The sequence below is a fragment of the Streptomyces capitiformicae genome, from assembly GCF_002214185.1.
GTDB classification, from domain to species: domain Bacteria; phylum Actinomycetota; class Actinomycetes; order Streptomycetales; family Streptomycetaceae; genus Streptomyces; species Streptomyces capitiformicae.
Genome location: NZ_CP022161.1, coordinates 8,166,613 through 8,181,227 on the forward strand (window position 1 = coordinate 8,166,613; position 14,615 = coordinate 8,181,227).

Genomic DNA, 14,615 nt, shown 5'->3' on the forward strand with positions numbered 1-14,615 from the left:
CTCGCACCCACCTACTGCGGAGACTGCGGGTGGTGGGTCGAGAACTGCCCCCACCAGAAATAGGCCGAGCAGCCTCACCACCACGCACCACAGACGGCCCCCGCCTCGCCGAGGACGGGGGCCTTTCGCATATCTGGGACCCTTGCGCACCTCAACCCGCACGTGCCATCCCGCGCACGTTACAAAGACGTTGAGCGCGGCTACGCGACCAGCGAGTTGTAGAGCTCCGTCATCTTCGTCTCGAAGGGAGGCGCACCGAGTTCCTGGGCGACAGGCATCACCCGCTCCCGAAGAAAGCGGTCGTGATGTTCCGCAGACTCCCAGACGTCCACAACCTGCCAGCCGCCTCCCTCCCGGGGTGCCGCATAGTGAGCGATCAATCCACTCGGCAGGTCGTTGCGGTCTGGAATGACCCGGTCGATGGTCGCCTGGTACAGATCCTGGTTCCAGTCAGGGCCGTAGTGATACCCAAGGACGGGCATGCGCCAGCCCTCCTTCCGCGCTCATGGGGCTGTGACCACGACGCTAGGTCCCGGGCCACAGGACAGCGACCGGCAATAGTCCGTCCGGGGTGCCGCGCTGCCTCGGCAAGAAGCTCCGGCTCCGCGTCGGGCGCCGAGCCCACCACCACTGGCGCCGCACCCACCAAGCCGGCGCCCGCTGACGTACGACTACGGCCCCCGCCTCAACCGAGGACGGGGGCCTTCGCCTGTTTGCTCCGCAGGCCCTCCCTCGGGCGCTCAGACGGCGTGGCGCTCCTTCTGTTCCCGCAGGTCGTGGACGCTGGCGGTGAGGGTGCCGTCTTGCTGTTCGTAGTGGGAGAGGGCGATGCCGAGGCCGAAGAAGGTGGGGGCCCATTCGCCGACGAAGATTCCCCACCGGTCTGCGCGGGCGAGGCCGCCGACGGGTTCGGCTTTGAGGCTGGTTGCCCAGGTGGCGACGGAGAGGCCGATGGAGGCGAAGGCGGCGAGGTAGGCGTGTTCGCTGCGGATGCCCATGTCGTGCAGTTTCTTGATGACCATGGTGTGCTCCGTTCGAACGCAGGGACATTCCATCCCTAAGTACCCGAAACCGCCACAGGTAACCAGCGCCGCGCACGCGCTCCCGGGGGAATCCCCGACGTCCCATACCAGTGCCACGACTGCACCCCCGGCTGTGGCCGATATCTCCCTGCCCCACTCAGTCCGACAGGTGACGACCATGACCAGCAGGCGACAGGATGAGCCATGGCCCCGCAAGCTCGTATCCTCGGCATCGCCGCCGCCGTCATATTCCTCGTCGGCGGCGGATTCGCCGCTGGCCGGCTCACAGCGCCACAGTCCCCGGCCAACGCCGCCGCTTGCTCCGAGCCCCGCAAGGTCTACCAGGAGTTCATCGACAACAACTCCAAGAACCAAGAGGTGGAGCAGCAGCGGTACAGGGGGCGGATGGCGGCAAACACGATCCTGCAGAACCCCGACTGCTTCAGCTCCAGCGACCGAGCGGCCGCGCAAACCCTCCTCGACATGATCGAGCAAGGCGTGCAGCAGGATGCTGTCGACGGCCTGCGCAACGACGTGGAACAGTGCATCGAAGATGCCACCGACCAGTACTCCTGGAGCAACTGCTGACGCCCCAGCGCATCATGGGGGCATGGAGTCGCAGATCATCCGGCCCGGCCACCTCACCGCCCACCAGCTGGCTGCCTAACAATGCACTTCCGGGCGCTTCAAGTTCAACCACATGTTCCACGCTATTGATAGAACAAGAACCACACAAAGAAGGCATCCCACATAGCTGAAAACTCCGCCTGCGTTACGAAAAGAGAGCCACAGAATATGAGTCGAGAAAGCTATAGCGATAGCCAGAATGGAGCCATAAACTAATACATTAGCCGTGTAGCGCCCCCATGAAGAGACGTCAGGATCAAGGAATTCCTCACCGACAGTTACGCCAAATCGGAAGGCCCCCGAAGGCCGCCTCGGGCATGTGAGGCTCTTCTGCACCGGGACACTTTGGATCAGAGAAGAGTCCATGACTACGAGTTGCGCCAGCCTTCGCTCTACCAGGAGCGCCGTATGTGATCTTGCTCCATTCATCCCGACCATAACTTGATGGTAAGCGACAAGCGCACATGCGGGAGTGGGAGCGAACGCCAGAACGCTACCGTTAAGAGGGGTGGCTGCACTCGTGTATGCAGATACGGCCGCCATATAAGTCAAGGCGAAACCGAGTATCGCGAGAGTGTTGGTGAACACCGCTGCATTGTCGGCGCGTTCAGCTTGATAAAGGGAAGTCAGCAGGGAAATCTCCTCGCCCCTTGAGGGCGATGGATTACTGGACATTGCACTATGCCCTTCACTCAGACCACGCCCACCCCACGAGGAGCCAACGTCGGCCAGCCTCGCCCCCGAGGGCTTCCACCCCACTACTACCCCAGCACTGCGACCGAATAGACGCTCGGTCGGGCAGACTTTACCTACCAGAGACCCCGGCGACGGCGGCAACCGTCCCGGGGCACGGTCGACCTGAGTAGGAGATCGACATGTACAAGGTACGAGCGCAAAACCTCCTCGCCCAACACGCCCACGAAGAGACTCCCGAACGAGTCTTCGCCGACCTCGTCGACCGAGATGACCCCGCATTCCCGGAGATCACGCAGGCTCTCGTCGACTTCGCCTTCGAACTCGGTGATCCCGAGGCTGTCGACGACGGCATAGTGAAGGCCGCGATTCGTATCGGACGAGCCCGGCACGACCGCCACCAGCAAGGCGAAGTCCTGCCTCCCCACACGGGCCTCATGCCTCGGCGCGAGACCGACCCCCGCGCCGTCGTCTACTACATCCGTCGAGGCGCCATGGTGAAGATCGGCACGACCGTCGACCTACGAGGCCGCATGGCCACCCTGCTGCCCGAGGAAGTCCTGGCCATCGAGCCCGGAGACCAGAAGCTGGAGGCCCAGAGGCACCAAACCTTCCGTGCGCTCCGCGTGCCGGGCCAGCGCGAGTGGTTCTACGCGGGCCGGGAAATCCAGGACCACATCCGGCAAGTCCTCGCACAGCACGGGCCGCCACCTGAGGACCTCCCTACGCTCCAGCCCGGAAATGGCATGCTGAACACATGAGCGACCCCTTGATCGTCGACATCTACGCGGCGGCACTGAGCGCCCAGCAAAAGCCCGGCACCATCCGCCAGTGGCTCCGCCGAGGACGCCTCACCCACCACGGCTACGACTGCCAGGGCCGTGCCCTCGTCGACCTTCATGAGCTTCAGCCGTCAGTCGAAGACCAAGCGGCTTGACCAGTAGCCTGACCTGCTGTAACACTCAAGCCACGTTCACTGTGCCTTCAACCGGCACCACAGACCTCCGAGGCCCCGCACACCAACGGGGCCTTATGTATGCGCAGGAGGCAGCAATGCCCACGCGCAAGGCCATGCAGGTCTGCCCCACACCAGGCTGCCCCACCCTCACCCCAGCAGGACCCTGCCCCGCCTGCCAGGCCAAGGCCCGCGCCGCCCGACCCCAGCCCAACCAGCGTGGCTACAACACAGCATGGCGCAAGGCCAGCGCCGAGTACCTGCGTGACCATCCCTGGTGCGAGTGCCACGAGTGCGCAGACCTACCCATGCTCCAGCGGGACCGGGCCACCGAGGTCGACCACATCGACGGCCTCGGACCACTCGGCCCCCGAGGCTTCGACCCGAGCAACTGGCAGGCCATGAGCAAGCGCCACCACTCCCGCAAGACCGCAGCTGAGACCTGGGGCACGTGACGCACGGTCACGGACCCACGGGGGTGACCCCCGGGCGGCTGGGGGTGGAACAGCGCGGGGGAGGGCGCCGGGAGGTCGGCCGGGTTCAGAGGGTCCCCGCCGTCACGCAAGGTGACGGCCTGGTGCTGCGCAACGCAGCGCGTTGAAGGAGTGATCGACATGCCCCGTGGCGGAGCGCGCGCGGTCTCCGGGCCGGCACCGGATCCCCGGTCCCTGCGCAGTACGAAGGCTCAGGACAAGGGCGGATGGCGGACGCTGCCCGCCGAGGGCCGCCAGGCGCCGGCGCCCGACTGGCCGCTGACGACGGCGTCCGAGCGCGAGTTGGACCTGTGGGAAGACCTGTGGGTCAAGCCGCAGGCCGTGGCGTGGGAGGACATGGGGCAGGAGTTGGAGGTCGCCCTGTTCGTGCGGACGCTCGCCGAGGCCGAGCGCGCGGACGGGCGGGTGGACGTGAAGAAGATGGTGCGGGGCTACCTCGACTCGCTCGGGCTGAGCGTGGCGGGCATGAACCGCAACCGGTGGAAGGTCGCGCCCGCGCTGGAGGACCAGGGCGAGGACGTGCCGGAGACCGCGGCCCCGCCCGTGCGGCCCCCGTCGGCTCGTGACCGGCTGAAGGTCGTGTTCAGTGGTGAAGGGGCCTGACGCCTCGCCCGAGTTCGTCGTCGACTTCCCTACCCTGTGGATCGTTCCCGACTGGATCGAACACCACTGCCCGATTCCGGACGGCTTTCGTGCGGGCGAGGACATGGAGCTGTACCCGTGGCAGCTGTGGTGTACGGCCAACCACTACCGGGTGAAGCCGGGAGTTGATCCGTACCGGGAGAACGGGGAGCGGCGGTTCGCCTCCGCGTTCCACTACCGGCGCAGTCAGATCGTGGCTCCGCAGAAGACGGGCAAGGGGCCGTGGTCGGCGACGATCGTCCTGGCTGAGGCGGCTGGGCCGGTGGTGTTCGACGGGTGGGCGCGGGGCGGCGAGCGGTACCGGTGCTCGGACCATGGCTGTGGTTGCGGCTGGTGGTACGAGTACCGGCCGGGTGACCCGATGGGTGTTCCGTGGCCGACGCCGCTGATTCAGCTGATGGCCACGTCGGAATCGCAGGTCGACAACGTGTACCGGCCGCTTCAGTCGATGGTGAAGAAGGGTCCGCTTGCCGAGCTGATGAGGGTGGGTGAGGAGTTCACCCGGGTCGGCGAGGACGGGAAGATCGAGACGGTCACGTCGAGCGCTTTGTCCCGGCTGGGTAACCCAATCATCTTTGCGATGCAGGACGAGTCCGGCCTGTACACGGCGGCGAACAAGCTGCGGAAGGCGGCGGAGACTCAGCGGCGTGGTGCGGCCGGCATGGGCGGCCGGTCGATGGAGACGACGAACGGGTGGGATCCGTCCGAGGCCTCGGTCGCGCAGACCACGCATGAGGCCAAGGCGAAGGACATCTTCAAGTACCACCCCGAGGCGCCGAAGTCGCTGTCCTACAGCAACAAGCGGGACCGCCGGAAGATCCACGCGGTGGTGTACGCGGGCTCGTCCCACGTCGACCTGGACGTTATCGAGGCCGAGGCGGCCGAGATCATGGAGAAGGATCCGGCGCAGGCTGAGCGGTTCTTCGGCAACCGGTGCGTCGCTGGTACGGCGTCGTGGCTGGACGTCGCCCGGTGGGCAGCGAAGGCGCAGCGCGTGCGGGTGCGCGCGGGCACGCGGGTGGTCCTCGGCTTCGACGGCAGTGACGTCGACGACTGGACGGCGATTCGGGCCGAGACCATGCAGGGCTATCAGTTCACGCCGTTGTACGGGCCGGACGATGCGCCGACCATCTGGAACCCGGCCGACTACGACGGCCAGGTGCCGCGCGCGGAGGTGCGGGCCGCTGTCGACCAGCTGATGCGCCGGTACGACGTGGTGCGGATGTACTGCGATCCGCCGTACTGGGACACCGAGGTCGACGAGTGGGTCGACAAGTACGGGGAGGAGCGCGTGATCCGCTGGCACACCCGGCGGATCATCGCGATGCACGCCGCGTGTGAGCGGCTGAAGACGGACGTGCTGAAGCGGAACAGTGAGGGCGCCGCGTTCACGCACGACGGATGCCCGATCACCGAGGCGCACATCGCCAACGCCCGCGCGGCCGCGCGCCCGTCGGACCGGTACGTGCTGCGCAAGGCATCGCCTGCCCAGAAGATCGACGCGGTCATCCCGTCGGTCCTGGCTCACGAGGCGCTCGGTGACGTGATCGCGGCGGGTCTCACGGAGCCGGAGACGTCCTACTACTACGGCAGTTGACGGGAGGTGCGTCGTGGCGACGGAAGCCCAAGCGCTGCAGCTGGTGGCGCTGCTGGAGAACGAGCTGATCCGTCGGCGCGGCCCGATCGACCGGTACAACGCGTACTACCGGGGCAAGCACCCGCTGAAGTTTGCGTCCCAGGAGTTCGCGAAGTTCCACGGCGACCGCTACCGCGACTTCTCCGACAACTGGGTGCAGGTGGTGGCCGACTCTCCGGTTGAGCGGCTGACCGTGACCGGGTTCCTCGCCGATGGCGAGACGTCTGCGGACAAGGATCTGTGGCGGGTGTGGCAGGTCAACGGCCTCGACGCCGACTCCCAGTTGGGGTTCCTCGGCGCGGTGACCGGGGCTCGCTGTTTCGTGCTGGTGTGGGGTGACCCGGACGACCCGGGCATGCCGGTCGTCACGTTCGAGGACGCCAGTCAGTCGATCGTCGCCTACGAGCCAGGCTCTCGCCGGCACCGCCGGGCGGCGCTGAAGCGGTGGCAGGACGGCAACGAGGACTACGCCACGCTGTACCTGAAGAACGAGGTGTGGAAGTTCTGCCGCCCGGTCCAGCAGCAGGACAAGTCTCCGCAGATGGCGGACGTCGATGAGGAGCTGAAGCGGTGGCGGCCGCGGGAGATGGCCGATGAGCCGAACCCGCAGCCCAACCCGATGGGCGTTGTGCCGATGGTGGAGCTCCCGAACAAGCCGATGCTGGTCGAGGACCCCATCAGCGATGTGACTGGCGTGGTGGCGATGCAGGACGCCATCAACTTGCTGTGGGCCCAGTTGTTCACCGCTTCCGACTACGCCTCGTTCCCGCAGCGGGTGGTCCTGGGCGCCGAACGGCCGATGATCCCCAAGCTGAACAGTGCGGGCGAGATCGTCGGCAAGCAGCCCGTCGACCTGGACAAGTTCATGGTCGACCGGGTCGCGTGGATCACCGGCAAGGACGCGAAGATCGCCGAGTGGCAGGCCGCGAACCTGGCCATGTACACCGGCATCATCGAGGTCGCGGTGGGGCACCTGGCCGCGCAGACCCGCACACCGCAGCACTACTTGATCGGCAAGATGGCCAACCTCGCCGAGGGCGCGCTGCTTGCCGCGGAGACCGGCCTCGTCAAGCGGTGCGACGAGAAGATCCTCTGGTACGGGCAGGGCTTGCGTGAGGTGGGCCGGTTGATCGCCCTGGCCAAGGGCGAGGATGCGAAGGCCGAGGCACTCCGGTCGGGGCGCGTGCTGTGGGCGGACACCGAGTCCCGCAGCCACGCGCAGATGGCGGATGCGCTGCTGAAGCTGAAGCAGCTCGGGTTCCCCTTCGAGTGGCTGGCCCTGCGCTACGGGCTGACACCGACTGAGGTGTCCGACGTCGTGGCGATGCGGGAGCGGGAGATGGAGATGGACCCCGTCGCCGAGATCACCCGCACCTTGACCGCCGGGGCGGCCGAGCCCGCCGACGAGGCAGACCCGGAGACGGAGGCCGAGGACCCTGACGATCTGGAGGAGCCGGAGGCCGCGGCGTGAGCCCGTCCCCGGAGGCGGTCGCGCACATGGAAGCGCGTGCTCGTCTCGCGGAGGCGACCGGGCGGGCGGCCCGAGGCGTGTGGCGCGAGATCGACCGGGACAACATCTACAGTTCCTGGCTGACCCTGCTGGCACGCCTGGTGGCGATCGTGACGGCCGGACAACTGGCCGCCGCGCGCGGCGCCGAGCCGTGGCTTGAGGAACTCCTCGGCGAGGACCCGGACCAGCCTGGGTCCGTGCGTCTGGTGCCTGCGGCGCTGGCCGGTGTGGACGGCGGGGGGCGGCCGCTCGCGAGCGGCCTGATGGCGCCGATGTGGTCCGCGCTGCGACTGGTCACCGCGGGCAGGCCCATCACGCAGGCGATGGTCCACGGTCAGGCCCTCCTGGACGTCATCGTGCAGACTGCCGTGGCGGACGCGGGACGGGTCGCGGACCAGGTCGCCATGGTGTCGAGGCCGGCCATCAAGTCCTACGTGCGGGTGGTGGAGGGCGGCGCTTGCTCAAGGTGCGTCATCCTCGGCGGTATCGAGTCGTCGGTGTCCCGTGCGTTCCAGCGCCACCCGAAGTGCAAGTGCTCCATGGACCCGGTCACCGCCGACCACCGGCCGACGGCGACCAGCCCGAAGGAGGTCTTCGACGCGATGTCGCCCGCCCAGCGCCGGAAGACGTTCGGTGAGGCCGGCGTGAGGGCGATCGAGGACGGCGCGGACATCGCGCAGGTCGTCAACGCCCGCCGCGGCATGACGTCGGCGACCGTGTTCGGCCGGCGCGTGCAGGCGACGTCCGAGGGCATCACCTCGCGCGGCTTCGCGGGGTCCCGCCTGAAGAAGGTGCAGGGCCAGCGCTACCGCGTCTCGCAGACTCCGCGGCTGATGCCGGAGGAGATCTACCGGCTCGCAGACGACCGCGAACACGCGATTCGGCTGCTGACCCGGCACGGCTTCATCGCCTGACCCCGGCCGTGCGCAACGCACGGTCCCTTCACCCCGCAACGGGAGACACATCATGCACGCAACCCTGCCCGTACACCCGCGCACGCACGTCCGCGCGCTCGGCTGGCGCAAGGCCCGCCCCGGCGAGGACGACGACCAGCTGTACCCGGTCTGGCCGGTCCTCGGCGGCGCCGAGGACGACGACCAGGACGACGACGCTGGCGACGGCGGAGACGACGCCGATGACCAAGACGACGACGGCTCGGACGAGGGCGGCGACGGGGACGGGGACGGCGGTGACGCCGACGGCTCCGGCGGAGACGACGACGCGGACCCCGAGGGCGCCGACCAGCTCGGCGACAAGGGCAAACGCGCGCTCGCCTCGATGAAGGGCAAGTGGCGCACCGAGCGCGACAAGCGGCGGGAGCTGGAGAGGCTCCTGGCGGAGAAGGACGCCACCTCATCGGGCGGCGCCAAGGACGACGCGGACACGGTCCGCAGGCAGGCGGAGGCGGCCGCAACGGTCAAGGCCAACGTCCGCATCGTCCGTTCGGAAGTGCGCGCCGCGGCGGCCGGCAAGCTCGCCGACCCCAAGGACGCGCTCACGTTCCTCGACCTCAGCCAGTTCGAGGTGAACGAGGACGGCGAGGTCGACGCGGAGGAGATCTCCGATGCGATCGACGACCTGCTGAAGAGCAAGCCCTACCTGGCAGCCGCAACGGCCAAACCGAGGTTCCAGGGCACCGGCGACGGCGGGGCAGCGCGCAAGGCGTCCCGGCCCAAGCAGCTCACTGAGCAAGACCTCAAGACCATGTCGCCCGAGGCGATCGACAAGGCCCACAAGGAGGGCCGGTTCGACGACCTGCTGGGCGGCGGCTGACCCATAGGGAGGGCCCACCGTGGCTATCACCAACTTCAAGCCGCAGATCTGGAGCGCCCGGCTCCTGGTCGCGTGGCGCAAGGCACTCGTCTACGGCGGGCCCATGGTGGTCAACCGGGACTACGAGGGCGACATCGCCGAGGCCGGTGACGTCGTCAAGATCACTTCCATCAGTGACCCGACGATCTCGGACTACGTGCCGAACTCGACGACGATCACGCCGGAGGAGCTGACCGACGCTCAGCGGAACCTGGTCATCGACCAGTCGAAGTACTGGGCGTTCAAGGTCGACGACGTCGACAAGCGGCAGGCCAAGGGCAACGTCATGCCGGAGGCCATGAGCCGGGCCGCGTACAAGCTGGCCGACACCGCCGACCAGTACGTCGCGGGCCTGTACACGGGCGTCGCTGCGGGCAACAACCTCGGCACCGTGCCGGTCGTCGCGGCCACGCCAGAGGACGCCTACGACGACGTCCTCGTCCCGCTCAAGGTGGTCCTCGACGAGGCGGACGTCCCGACCGTGGGCCGCTACTGCGTGGTCCCGGCCTGGTTCCACGGCCGTCTGCTGCGTGACGACCGGTTCGTCTCGGCGGACAAGGCCGGTACGACCGAGGGCCTGCGAAACGGCTTCGTGGGACGCGCGGCGGGTTTCGACATCATGATGTCGAACAACTGCCCGAACCCGACCGGTGACGACTACGTCGTCCAGGCCGGTGTCAACGCGGCGATCTCCTTCGCCGAGCAGATCAACAAGACCGAGGCATACCGCCCCGAGTCGTCGTTCTCGGACGCCGTGAAGGGCCTGGCCCTGTACGGGGCAAAGCTCGTGCGCCCCGACGGCATCGCCATCGCCACCGCCTCCCAGACCTGATCAGGAAGGAGACCAAGCCATGCCGCGTACCGCCATCGCGTACCGCAACCTGGTCGCCAACAGCTCCCTCAACGGCGCCACCGGTCCGACGACCGTGGACGCCACGCTCGTCACCAACGGCGTCGTTATCAACGATGCCGTGCCCGAGTACACGCTCATCCGCACGACCCACACCGACGCGGCCGCGCACGACCTCATCGTCCGTGCCGGCGACAACCCGCCCGCCCTCGCCGCAGGGCAGGGCGACCTCACGGTCGAGGTCGCGGCCACGTCGGGCGTGCGCTACTTCGGGCCGTTCGAGTCGGGCCGGTTCCTGCAGTCGGACGGCACCATGCAGATCGACTTCGAGACCGGCTATGCCGGGACGATCGACATCCTGCGCATCCCGCGGAGCGTGTGATGACTGCACAGCTTCCCGACGACGTCACCGAAGAGGAACTGGCCGCCGCGCTGCGGCTCGTGCGCCGCCGCCAGACCGCCCATGCGCGGCCGCCGGTGAAGGACGAGGGCACCGTCTTTATCCGGGGTGAGGGCGGTGCCGTCTTCGAGGTGACGCCGTCGAAGATGACCCCGGACATGAAGCGCCGCCTCATGCTGGGCTACCTGCGGCAGGTCAACGCGGACGGCTCCCCGCTGAGGGAGTCGGCCCCGGCTGCGCCCGCCGCACCGGCAGGCGGCAGCGCGCTGACCCAGGGCCAGGTGCCCAGGCCCGCGAAGTCCGCGCCGAAGAAGGACTGGGTGCTGTACGGCGTGGCCGTTCTCGGCCTGGACGCCGAGGTCGCTGAGGGCATGACCCGGCAGGAGCTCATCGACCTCCCGGCCGACCACGCCCAGCACCCCGGCCCGACGCCCGGCGCCGCCGCGAGCGCAACGCCAGCCGCCAGCCGCCCGGACGAGGACGCCCCGAAGGCGGCATGGGTCGACCACATCGTCAAGCAGGGGCTGCTGTCCCGGGAGGACGCCGAGGCGTACACCAAGGACGACCTGATCGCCATGGTCTCCTGACCGGAAGGGAGGCTGGCTGTGGCGCTTGCTGCTCTGGCGGCCCTCGCCGACCTCATGGCCCGCGGCCTGACTGTCGAGGCCGGCCAGGAGACCACCGTCGCCACGACGTACCTCGACGTCGCCTCGACCGCGGTCCGGGAGGCGGCCGGGGTGCCGATCTCCCAGACCACTTCCACCGTGCTGCTGGAAGGGCCGCCGTCTGAGTGGCTGACCCTGCCGGGGCTGCCGATCCTGTCGGTGGCCACGGTGGAGATCGATGGGGAGGCGGTCACCGACTGGCGGCTTCGCTCGCACCGGCTGTGGCGCTCCTGCGGCTGGTCGCCTGGCTGCGGTCCGTCGGAGGTCGAGGTGGTCCAGACGCACGGCTTGAACCCGGTGCCCTCGGACATCTCGACCTGGTGTGCCGGATCACGGCAACCGCGCTGGCCGACTACCGGGCCGACCCCGACGGCGCGGGCCTGACGGCCGTGGACATCCGCTCCGAGCGGATCGGCGACTACTCCGTCACCTACGGGGACTCCGGGCTGATCACCACGATGGAGCTTCCGGACTACCTGCGCGAGCGGCTGGCCGCACGGTTCGGCGGGGGCGCGGCGCTGGTGAGGTCGCGGTGAGGGGCCGCGGCAACATTGGCCGCTACCTCAACCGGCAGTTGTCCGTGTACCGGATGCAGACCACAGACGACGGCTACGGCGGGCAGGAGACGGCGCTCGTCGCGGTCGGCACGGTACGGGCGAAGGTCGACCAGCCCTCCCCGACCGAGCGGATGGTCGCCGCACAGACCAACTCCCGGCACTCGCACGACATCTACCTGCTGCCCACCGCGGATGTCCGCCGCGGCGACGAGCTGCGCGGCACCGACGCCCTCGGACACGACCAGGTGTTCCTGGTGCAGTCGGTCGTTCAGCCCTCCACACCCGTTTACACGAAGGCTCTCGTCGAGCTGACCCAAGCAGAAGGAGAACCCGATGGCTGACCTCAACCTCGTCAGCGTCCCGGTGGCCACCGGCATCGCCGACGTCGCCGCCCAGGCAGTGGCGGCCGCCTCGGGCGGCGACACCGCCCAGGTCGGGCCGGGCCGATTCCTGTACATCAACAACGCGGACGCCTCGTCGAAGACCGTGACCGTCGTGGCTCCGGGCACCGTGAAGGGGCTCGCGGTCGCGGACGCCTCGGTCGTGGTGGCCGCCGGAGACCACGCGATCATCCCGCTGAACAACGTCTACCGCGGCGTCACCGGCCGCGCGTCGATCACCTACAGCGCGGTCACCTCGGTGACGGTGGCCGCGTTCGAGCTGGATTCCTGACCCGTGGCCGGGCGCCGAAGGGCACGCGTGGAGATCGTCGGCCTGGACCGGCTGCAGCGGCGCCTGGCCGAGGTGGTGCCGCAGCTGAAGGAGGCCGCGCAGGCGGCCGTTCAGGACGCGGGCAAGACGCTGAAGGCCGACGTGGCACGAGGCGTCCGCAAGGACACGCAGAACCTGCAGAACAGTGTCGAGGACACCTACGACCGCGACGGGCTGCGCACGTCGGTGGGCTGGCGCGACCAGGACGACCTGTACGCCGTGTTCCACGAACGCGGCACCCGCCGCATGCCCGCGAACCCCACGCTGATCCCGGCACTGGCCCGTGAGGGCCCGCAGTTGGTGGCCAAGCTGCGGGACGAAGTGAGGAGGCAGCTGCGGTGAGTATGCCCGTCTCCGATTCCGCCCTGCTGCCGCTGCAGGCGGCCGTCCTCACCACCCTGAAGGCGGACACACAGCTACGCGGCCTGGTCCAGGGCGTCTTCGACTGGGTCGCGGAGGACCAGGCCTATCCGTACATCGTCCTCGGCGAGGCCATCGAGACACCCGACAACGCCAACGACAGCCACGGCTCCAACACGGTGATCACGCTGCATGTGTGGTCGCAGTACCGCGGCTACGCGCAGGCCCTCAGGATCGCCGCCCGGGTGCGGGCGCTGCTCGAGCACCGGCCGCTGACGATCGCCGGGCACCGGCACGTGGCCACCTACTACGTGTCCCAGCAGACGCTCACCGATCCCGAACCACCGGGCGATATCCGGCACGTACCCATCTCGTTCCGGGTCCTGACCCAGGTCAGCCCCTAACCACCAGCATCAGGAAGGAAGTGACCCGCCATGGCCGGTGAGGACGCAACCGGGACCCAGCTCAAGCGCGACAGCAACGGCGCCGGAGTGTTCGTGACGATCGCGAGCGTCGAGGATCTGTCGGGGCCCTCCCGTACCCGCAACATGATCGACGTGTCCGCGCACGACTCCCCGGACAACTACCGGGAGTTCGTCAAGGGCATGAAGGACGGCGGCGAGGTCACCGCCACGATCAACTACCAGCCCGGTGAGACCACCCACCAGGCCCTCGACGCCGACTTCGAAGAGGACGAGCTGCGCGACTACCAGCTCGTGCTGCTGCCCGGGGACGCGGACGAGCACACCTGGGACTTCACCGCAGGCATCTCGGACATCAGCGATGAGTTCCCCCTCGACGACAAGATGGCCCGGGAAGTCACCTTCAAGATCAGTGGTAAGCCGACGCTGACCCCGACCGGCTGACGAAGCAGACAAGGAGCAGCCCCGTGGGCAGCATCAAGGAAGCCATCCGGTCCGCGCAGGACATCGGCCGCCAGGAGGACGTGGACATCCCCGAGTGGGGCATCACCGTCGACGTGTGGGGCCTGCCCTCGGGGGACTGGGAGGCCTACCAGAACAAGCTGAACAAGCTCCGTTTCTCCGAGGGCAAGGGCGGAGCCGAGATGAACGTCCGCTCCAACCGGGCGGAGATCATCGCCAAGTCCCTGCGGGAGCCGGGCACGGACAAGCTCGTGTTCACCGACCTGGCCGAGGGGATCTCGATCCTGTCCAAGAAGAACCAGGGCACGGTCGACGGCCTGTTCAAGCTGATCCGCCATCTGTCGGGTGAGGACCGGGACTTCGAGCAGAAGGTGAAGGACGCGGAGGGAAACTCCGCCGACGGCCAGAGCTGAAGCTCCTGCTCGATCTGGCCGTCGCCTTCCACATCCCGCCGGACGAGGTCATGGACCGCTTCTCCGAAGAGTCCATGATCCTCCTGGTCGCGTACCAGAACCTGTACGGGCCCATCACCCCGAACCGGCTGGACATCACCCTCGCCCGCCTGGGCATGGACGTGGTCGCCCCGCACATGAAACGCGGCAGGCGGCCCGCACTCAAGGACCACCTGATGGTGTGGTCCCGCGGCGCCCGGCCGCGCCGCACCGGGCGGGAACTCCTCGAGGTCGTCAAGGGCATCCAGGCCGCCTACGACCAGGCCGACGAACGGCAGCAATCACAGCGCGGCGAGCGGGCCCGACTCGCCCGCCGGGCCCTGCGGACACGACGGGAGGGCTGAC

The 14,615-nt window shown here is 68.3% G+C and carries 23 protein-coding genes; 21 read left to right on the forward strand and 2 right to left on the reverse strand.

The window, feature by feature from the left end; translation table 11 throughout:
* Positions 1–200 precede the first annotated feature (200 nt).
* Positions 201–482, reverse strand: coding sequence for a hypothetical protein (locus CES90_RS36635; RefSeq protein WP_189781263.1), 282 nt, complete (start codon positions 480–482; stop codon positions 201–203).
* A gap of 258 nt (positions 483–740) precedes the next feature.
* A complete protein-coding gene (locus CES90_RS36640; RefSeq protein ID WP_189781264.1) occupies positions 741–1,022 on the reverse strand; it encodes a hypothetical protein in 282 nt (93 codons plus the stop codon).
* A 204-nt stretch (positions 1,023–1,226) separates the two neighbouring features.
* Between CES90_RS36640 and CES90_RS36645 the strand changes: the two genes are divergently transcribed.
* The 21 genes from CES90_RS36645 to CES90_RS36740 all read left to right on the forward strand — a co-directional run bounded on the left by CES90_RS36645 (position 1,227) and on the right by CES90_RS36740 (position 14,614).
* Positions 1,227–1,610, forward strand: a complete 384-nt coding sequence (locus CES90_RS36645) for a hypothetical protein (RefSeq protein ID WP_189781265.1) — start codon at positions 1,227–1,229, stop codon at positions 1,608–1,610.
* 914 nt (positions 1,611–2,524) lie between these two features.
* Positions 2,525–3,103: a GIY-YIG nuclease family protein gene (locus tag CES90_RS36650; RefSeq protein ID WP_189781266.1), complete on the forward strand. Its 579-nt coding sequence runs from the start codon at positions 2,525–2,527 to the stop codon at positions 3,101–3,103.
* Positions 3,100–3,279 carry a hypothetical protein gene (locus CES90_RS36655; protein ID WP_189781267.1) on the forward strand — a complete coding sequence of 60 codons (180 nt, stop codon included), beginning with the start codon at positions 3,100–3,102 and terminating at the stop codon, positions 3,277–3,279. The genes CES90_RS36650 and CES90_RS36655 overlap by 4 nt, the downstream gene beginning before the upstream one ends.
* Before the next feature lie 116 nt (positions 3,280–3,395).
* Positions 3,396–3,752, forward strand: a complete 357-nt coding sequence (locus CES90_RS50345; RefSeq protein WP_229913633.1) for a hypothetical protein — start codon at positions 3,396–3,398, stop codon at positions 3,750–3,752.
* A 159-nt stretch (positions 3,753–3,911) separates the two neighbouring features.
* Positions 3,912–4,394 (forward strand): hypothetical protein, encoded by a 483-nt coding sequence (locus tag CES90_RS36665; RefSeq protein ID WP_229913634.1) that lies wholly within the window; start codon positions 3,912–3,914, stop codon positions 4,392–4,394.
* The gene (locus CES90_RS36670; RefSeq protein ID WP_189781268.1) at positions 4,378–6,030 is read left to right on the forward strand and encodes a hypothetical protein; all 1,653 of its coding nucleotides are present in this window, start codon (positions 4,378–4,380) and stop codon (positions 6,028–6,030) included. Before CES90_RS36665 ends, CES90_RS36670 begins: the two co-directional genes overlap by 17 nt.
* Positions 6,031–6,043: 13 nt before the next feature.
* Positions 6,044–7,540 (forward strand): phage portal protein, encoded by a 1,497-nt coding sequence (locus tag CES90_RS36675; protein ID WP_189781269.1) that lies wholly within the window; start codon positions 6,044–6,046, stop codon positions 7,538–7,540.
* Positions 7,537–8,493: a hypothetical protein gene (locus CES90_RS36680; protein ID WP_229913635.1), complete on the forward strand. Its 957-nt coding sequence runs from the start codon at positions 7,537–7,539 to the stop codon at positions 8,491–8,493. Before CES90_RS36675 ends, CES90_RS36680 begins: the two co-directional genes overlap by 4 nt.
* A 52-nt stretch (positions 8,494–8,545) precedes the next feature.
* Positions 8,546–9,352 (forward strand): hypothetical protein, encoded by an 807-nt coding sequence (locus tag CES90_RS36685; protein ID WP_189781270.1) that lies wholly within the window; start codon positions 8,546–8,548, stop codon positions 9,350–9,352.
* A 19-nt stretch (positions 9,353–9,371) separates the two neighbouring features.
* Complete coding sequence (locus CES90_RS36690; RefSeq protein WP_189781271.1) at positions 9,372–10,223, forward strand: phage major capsid protein; 852 nt, start codon at positions 9,372–9,374, stop codon at positions 10,221–10,223.
* 19 nt (positions 10,224–10,242) lie between these two features.
* Complete coding sequence (locus CES90_RS36695) at positions 10,243–10,623, forward strand: hypothetical protein (protein WP_189781272.1); 381 nt, start codon at positions 10,243–10,245, stop codon at positions 10,621–10,623.
* Positions 10,623–11,228: a hypothetical protein gene (locus CES90_RS36700; RefSeq protein ID WP_189781273.1), complete on the forward strand. Its 606-nt coding sequence runs from the start codon at positions 10,623–10,625 to the stop codon at positions 11,226–11,228. Before CES90_RS36695 ends, CES90_RS36700 begins: the two co-directional genes overlap by 1 nt.
* An 18-nt stretch (positions 11,229–11,246) precedes the next feature.
* Complete coding sequence (locus CES90_RS36705; protein ID WP_229913636.1) at positions 11,247–11,690, forward strand: hypothetical protein; 444 nt, start codon at positions 11,247–11,249, stop codon at positions 11,688–11,690.
* Positions 11,691–11,695: 5 nt separating this feature from the next.
* Complete coding sequence (locus tag CES90_RS50350; RefSeq protein WP_229913637.1) at positions 11,696–11,842, forward strand: hypothetical protein; 147 nt, start codon at positions 11,696–11,698, stop codon at positions 11,840–11,842.
* Positions 11,839–12,204, forward strand: a complete 366-nt coding sequence (locus tag CES90_RS36710; protein WP_189781274.1) for a head-tail adaptor protein — start codon at positions 11,839–11,841, stop codon at positions 12,202–12,204. The genes CES90_RS50350 and CES90_RS36710 overlap by 4 nt, the downstream gene beginning before the upstream one ends.
* Complete coding sequence (locus CES90_RS36715; protein ID WP_189781275.1) at positions 12,197–12,535, forward strand: hypothetical protein; 339 nt, start codon at positions 12,197–12,199, stop codon at positions 12,533–12,535. Before CES90_RS36710 ends, CES90_RS36715 begins: the two co-directional genes overlap by 8 nt.
* Positions 12,536–12,538: 3 nt before the next feature.
* Positions 12,539–12,916 carry an HK97-gp10 family putative phage morphogenesis protein gene (locus CES90_RS36720; RefSeq protein ID WP_229913639.1) on the forward strand — a complete coding sequence of 126 codons (378 nt, stop codon included), beginning with the start codon at positions 12,539–12,541 and terminating at the stop codon, positions 12,914–12,916.
* Between the two features lie 2 nt (positions 12,917–12,918).
* Positions 12,919–13,338 carry a DUF3168 domain-containing protein gene (locus tag CES90_RS36725; protein WP_229913658.1) on the forward strand — a complete coding sequence of 140 codons (420 nt, stop codon included), beginning with the start codon at positions 12,919–12,921 and terminating at the stop codon, positions 13,336–13,338.
* 30 nt (positions 13,339–13,368) lie between these two features.
* Positions 13,369–13,800, forward strand: a complete 432-nt coding sequence (locus tag CES90_RS36730) for a phage tail tube protein (RefSeq protein WP_189781278.1) — start codon at positions 13,369–13,371, stop codon at positions 13,798–13,800.
* Positions 13,801–13,823: 23 nt separating this feature from the next.
* Positions 13,824–14,231: a hypothetical protein gene (locus CES90_RS36735; RefSeq protein ID WP_189781279.1), complete on the forward strand. Its 408-nt coding sequence runs from the start codon at positions 13,824–13,826 to the stop codon at positions 14,229–14,231.
* 50 nt (positions 14,232–14,281) lie between these two features.
* A complete protein-coding gene (locus CES90_RS36740) occupies positions 14,282–14,614 on the forward strand; it encodes a phage tail assembly protein T (protein WP_189781280.1) in 333 nt (110 codons plus the stop codon).
* Position 14,615 lies beyond the last annotated feature (1 nt).

Coding starts and splice junctions, on each gene's coding strand:
- CES90_RS36685 (WP_189781270.1), top strand. CDS start 8,546: ATGCACGCAACCCTGCCCGTACACCCGCGCACGCACGTCCGCGCGCTC.
- CES90_RS36715 (WP_189781275.1), top strand. CDS start 12,197: ATGGCTGACCTCAACCTCGTCAGCGTCCCGGTGGCCACCGGCATCGCC.
- CES90_RS36740 (WP_189781280.1), top strand. CDS start 14,282: ATGGACCGCTTCTCCGAAGAGTCCATGATCCTCCTGGTCGCGTACCAG.
- CES90_RS36640 (WP_189781264.1), bottom strand. CDS start 1,022: ATGGTCATCAAGAAACTGCACGACATGGGCATCCGCAGCGAACACGCC.
- CES90_RS36725 (WP_229913658.1), top strand. CDS start 12,919: ATGCCCGTCTCCGATTCCGCCCTGCTGCCGCTGCAGGCGGCCGTCCTC.
- CES90_RS36695 (WP_189781272.1), top strand. CDS start 10,243: ATGCCGCGTACCGCCATCGCGTACCGCAACCTGGTCGCCAACAGCTCC.
- CES90_RS36650 (WP_189781266.1), top strand. CDS start 2,525: ATGTACAAGGTACGAGCGCAAAACCTCCTCGCCCAACACGCCCACGAA.
- CES90_RS36655 (WP_189781267.1), top strand. CDS start 3,100: ATGAGCGACCCCTTGATCGTCGACATCTACGCGGCGGCACTGAGCGCC.
- CES90_RS36730 (WP_189781278.1), top strand. CDS start 13,369: ATGGCCGGTGAGGACGCAACCGGGACCCAGCTCAAGCGCGACAGCAAC.
- CES90_RS36635 (WP_189781263.1), bottom strand. CDS start 482: ATGCCCGTCCTTGGGTATCACTACGGCCCTGACTGGAACCAGGATCTG.
- CES90_RS50345 (WP_229913633.1), top strand. CDS start 3,396: ATGCCCACGCGCAAGGCCATGCAGGTCTGCCCCACACCAGGCTGCCCC.
- CES90_RS36645 (WP_189781265.1), top strand. CDS start 1,227: ATGGCCCCGCAAGCTCGTATCCTCGGCATCGCCGCCGCCGTCATATTC.
- CES90_RS36700 (WP_189781273.1), top strand. CDS start 10,623: ATGACTGCACAGCTTCCCGACGACGTCACCGAAGAGGAACTGGCCGCC.
- CES90_RS36665 (WP_229913634.1), top strand. CDS start 3,912: ATGCCCCGTGGCGGAGCGCGCGCGGTCTCCGGGCCGGCACCGGATCCC.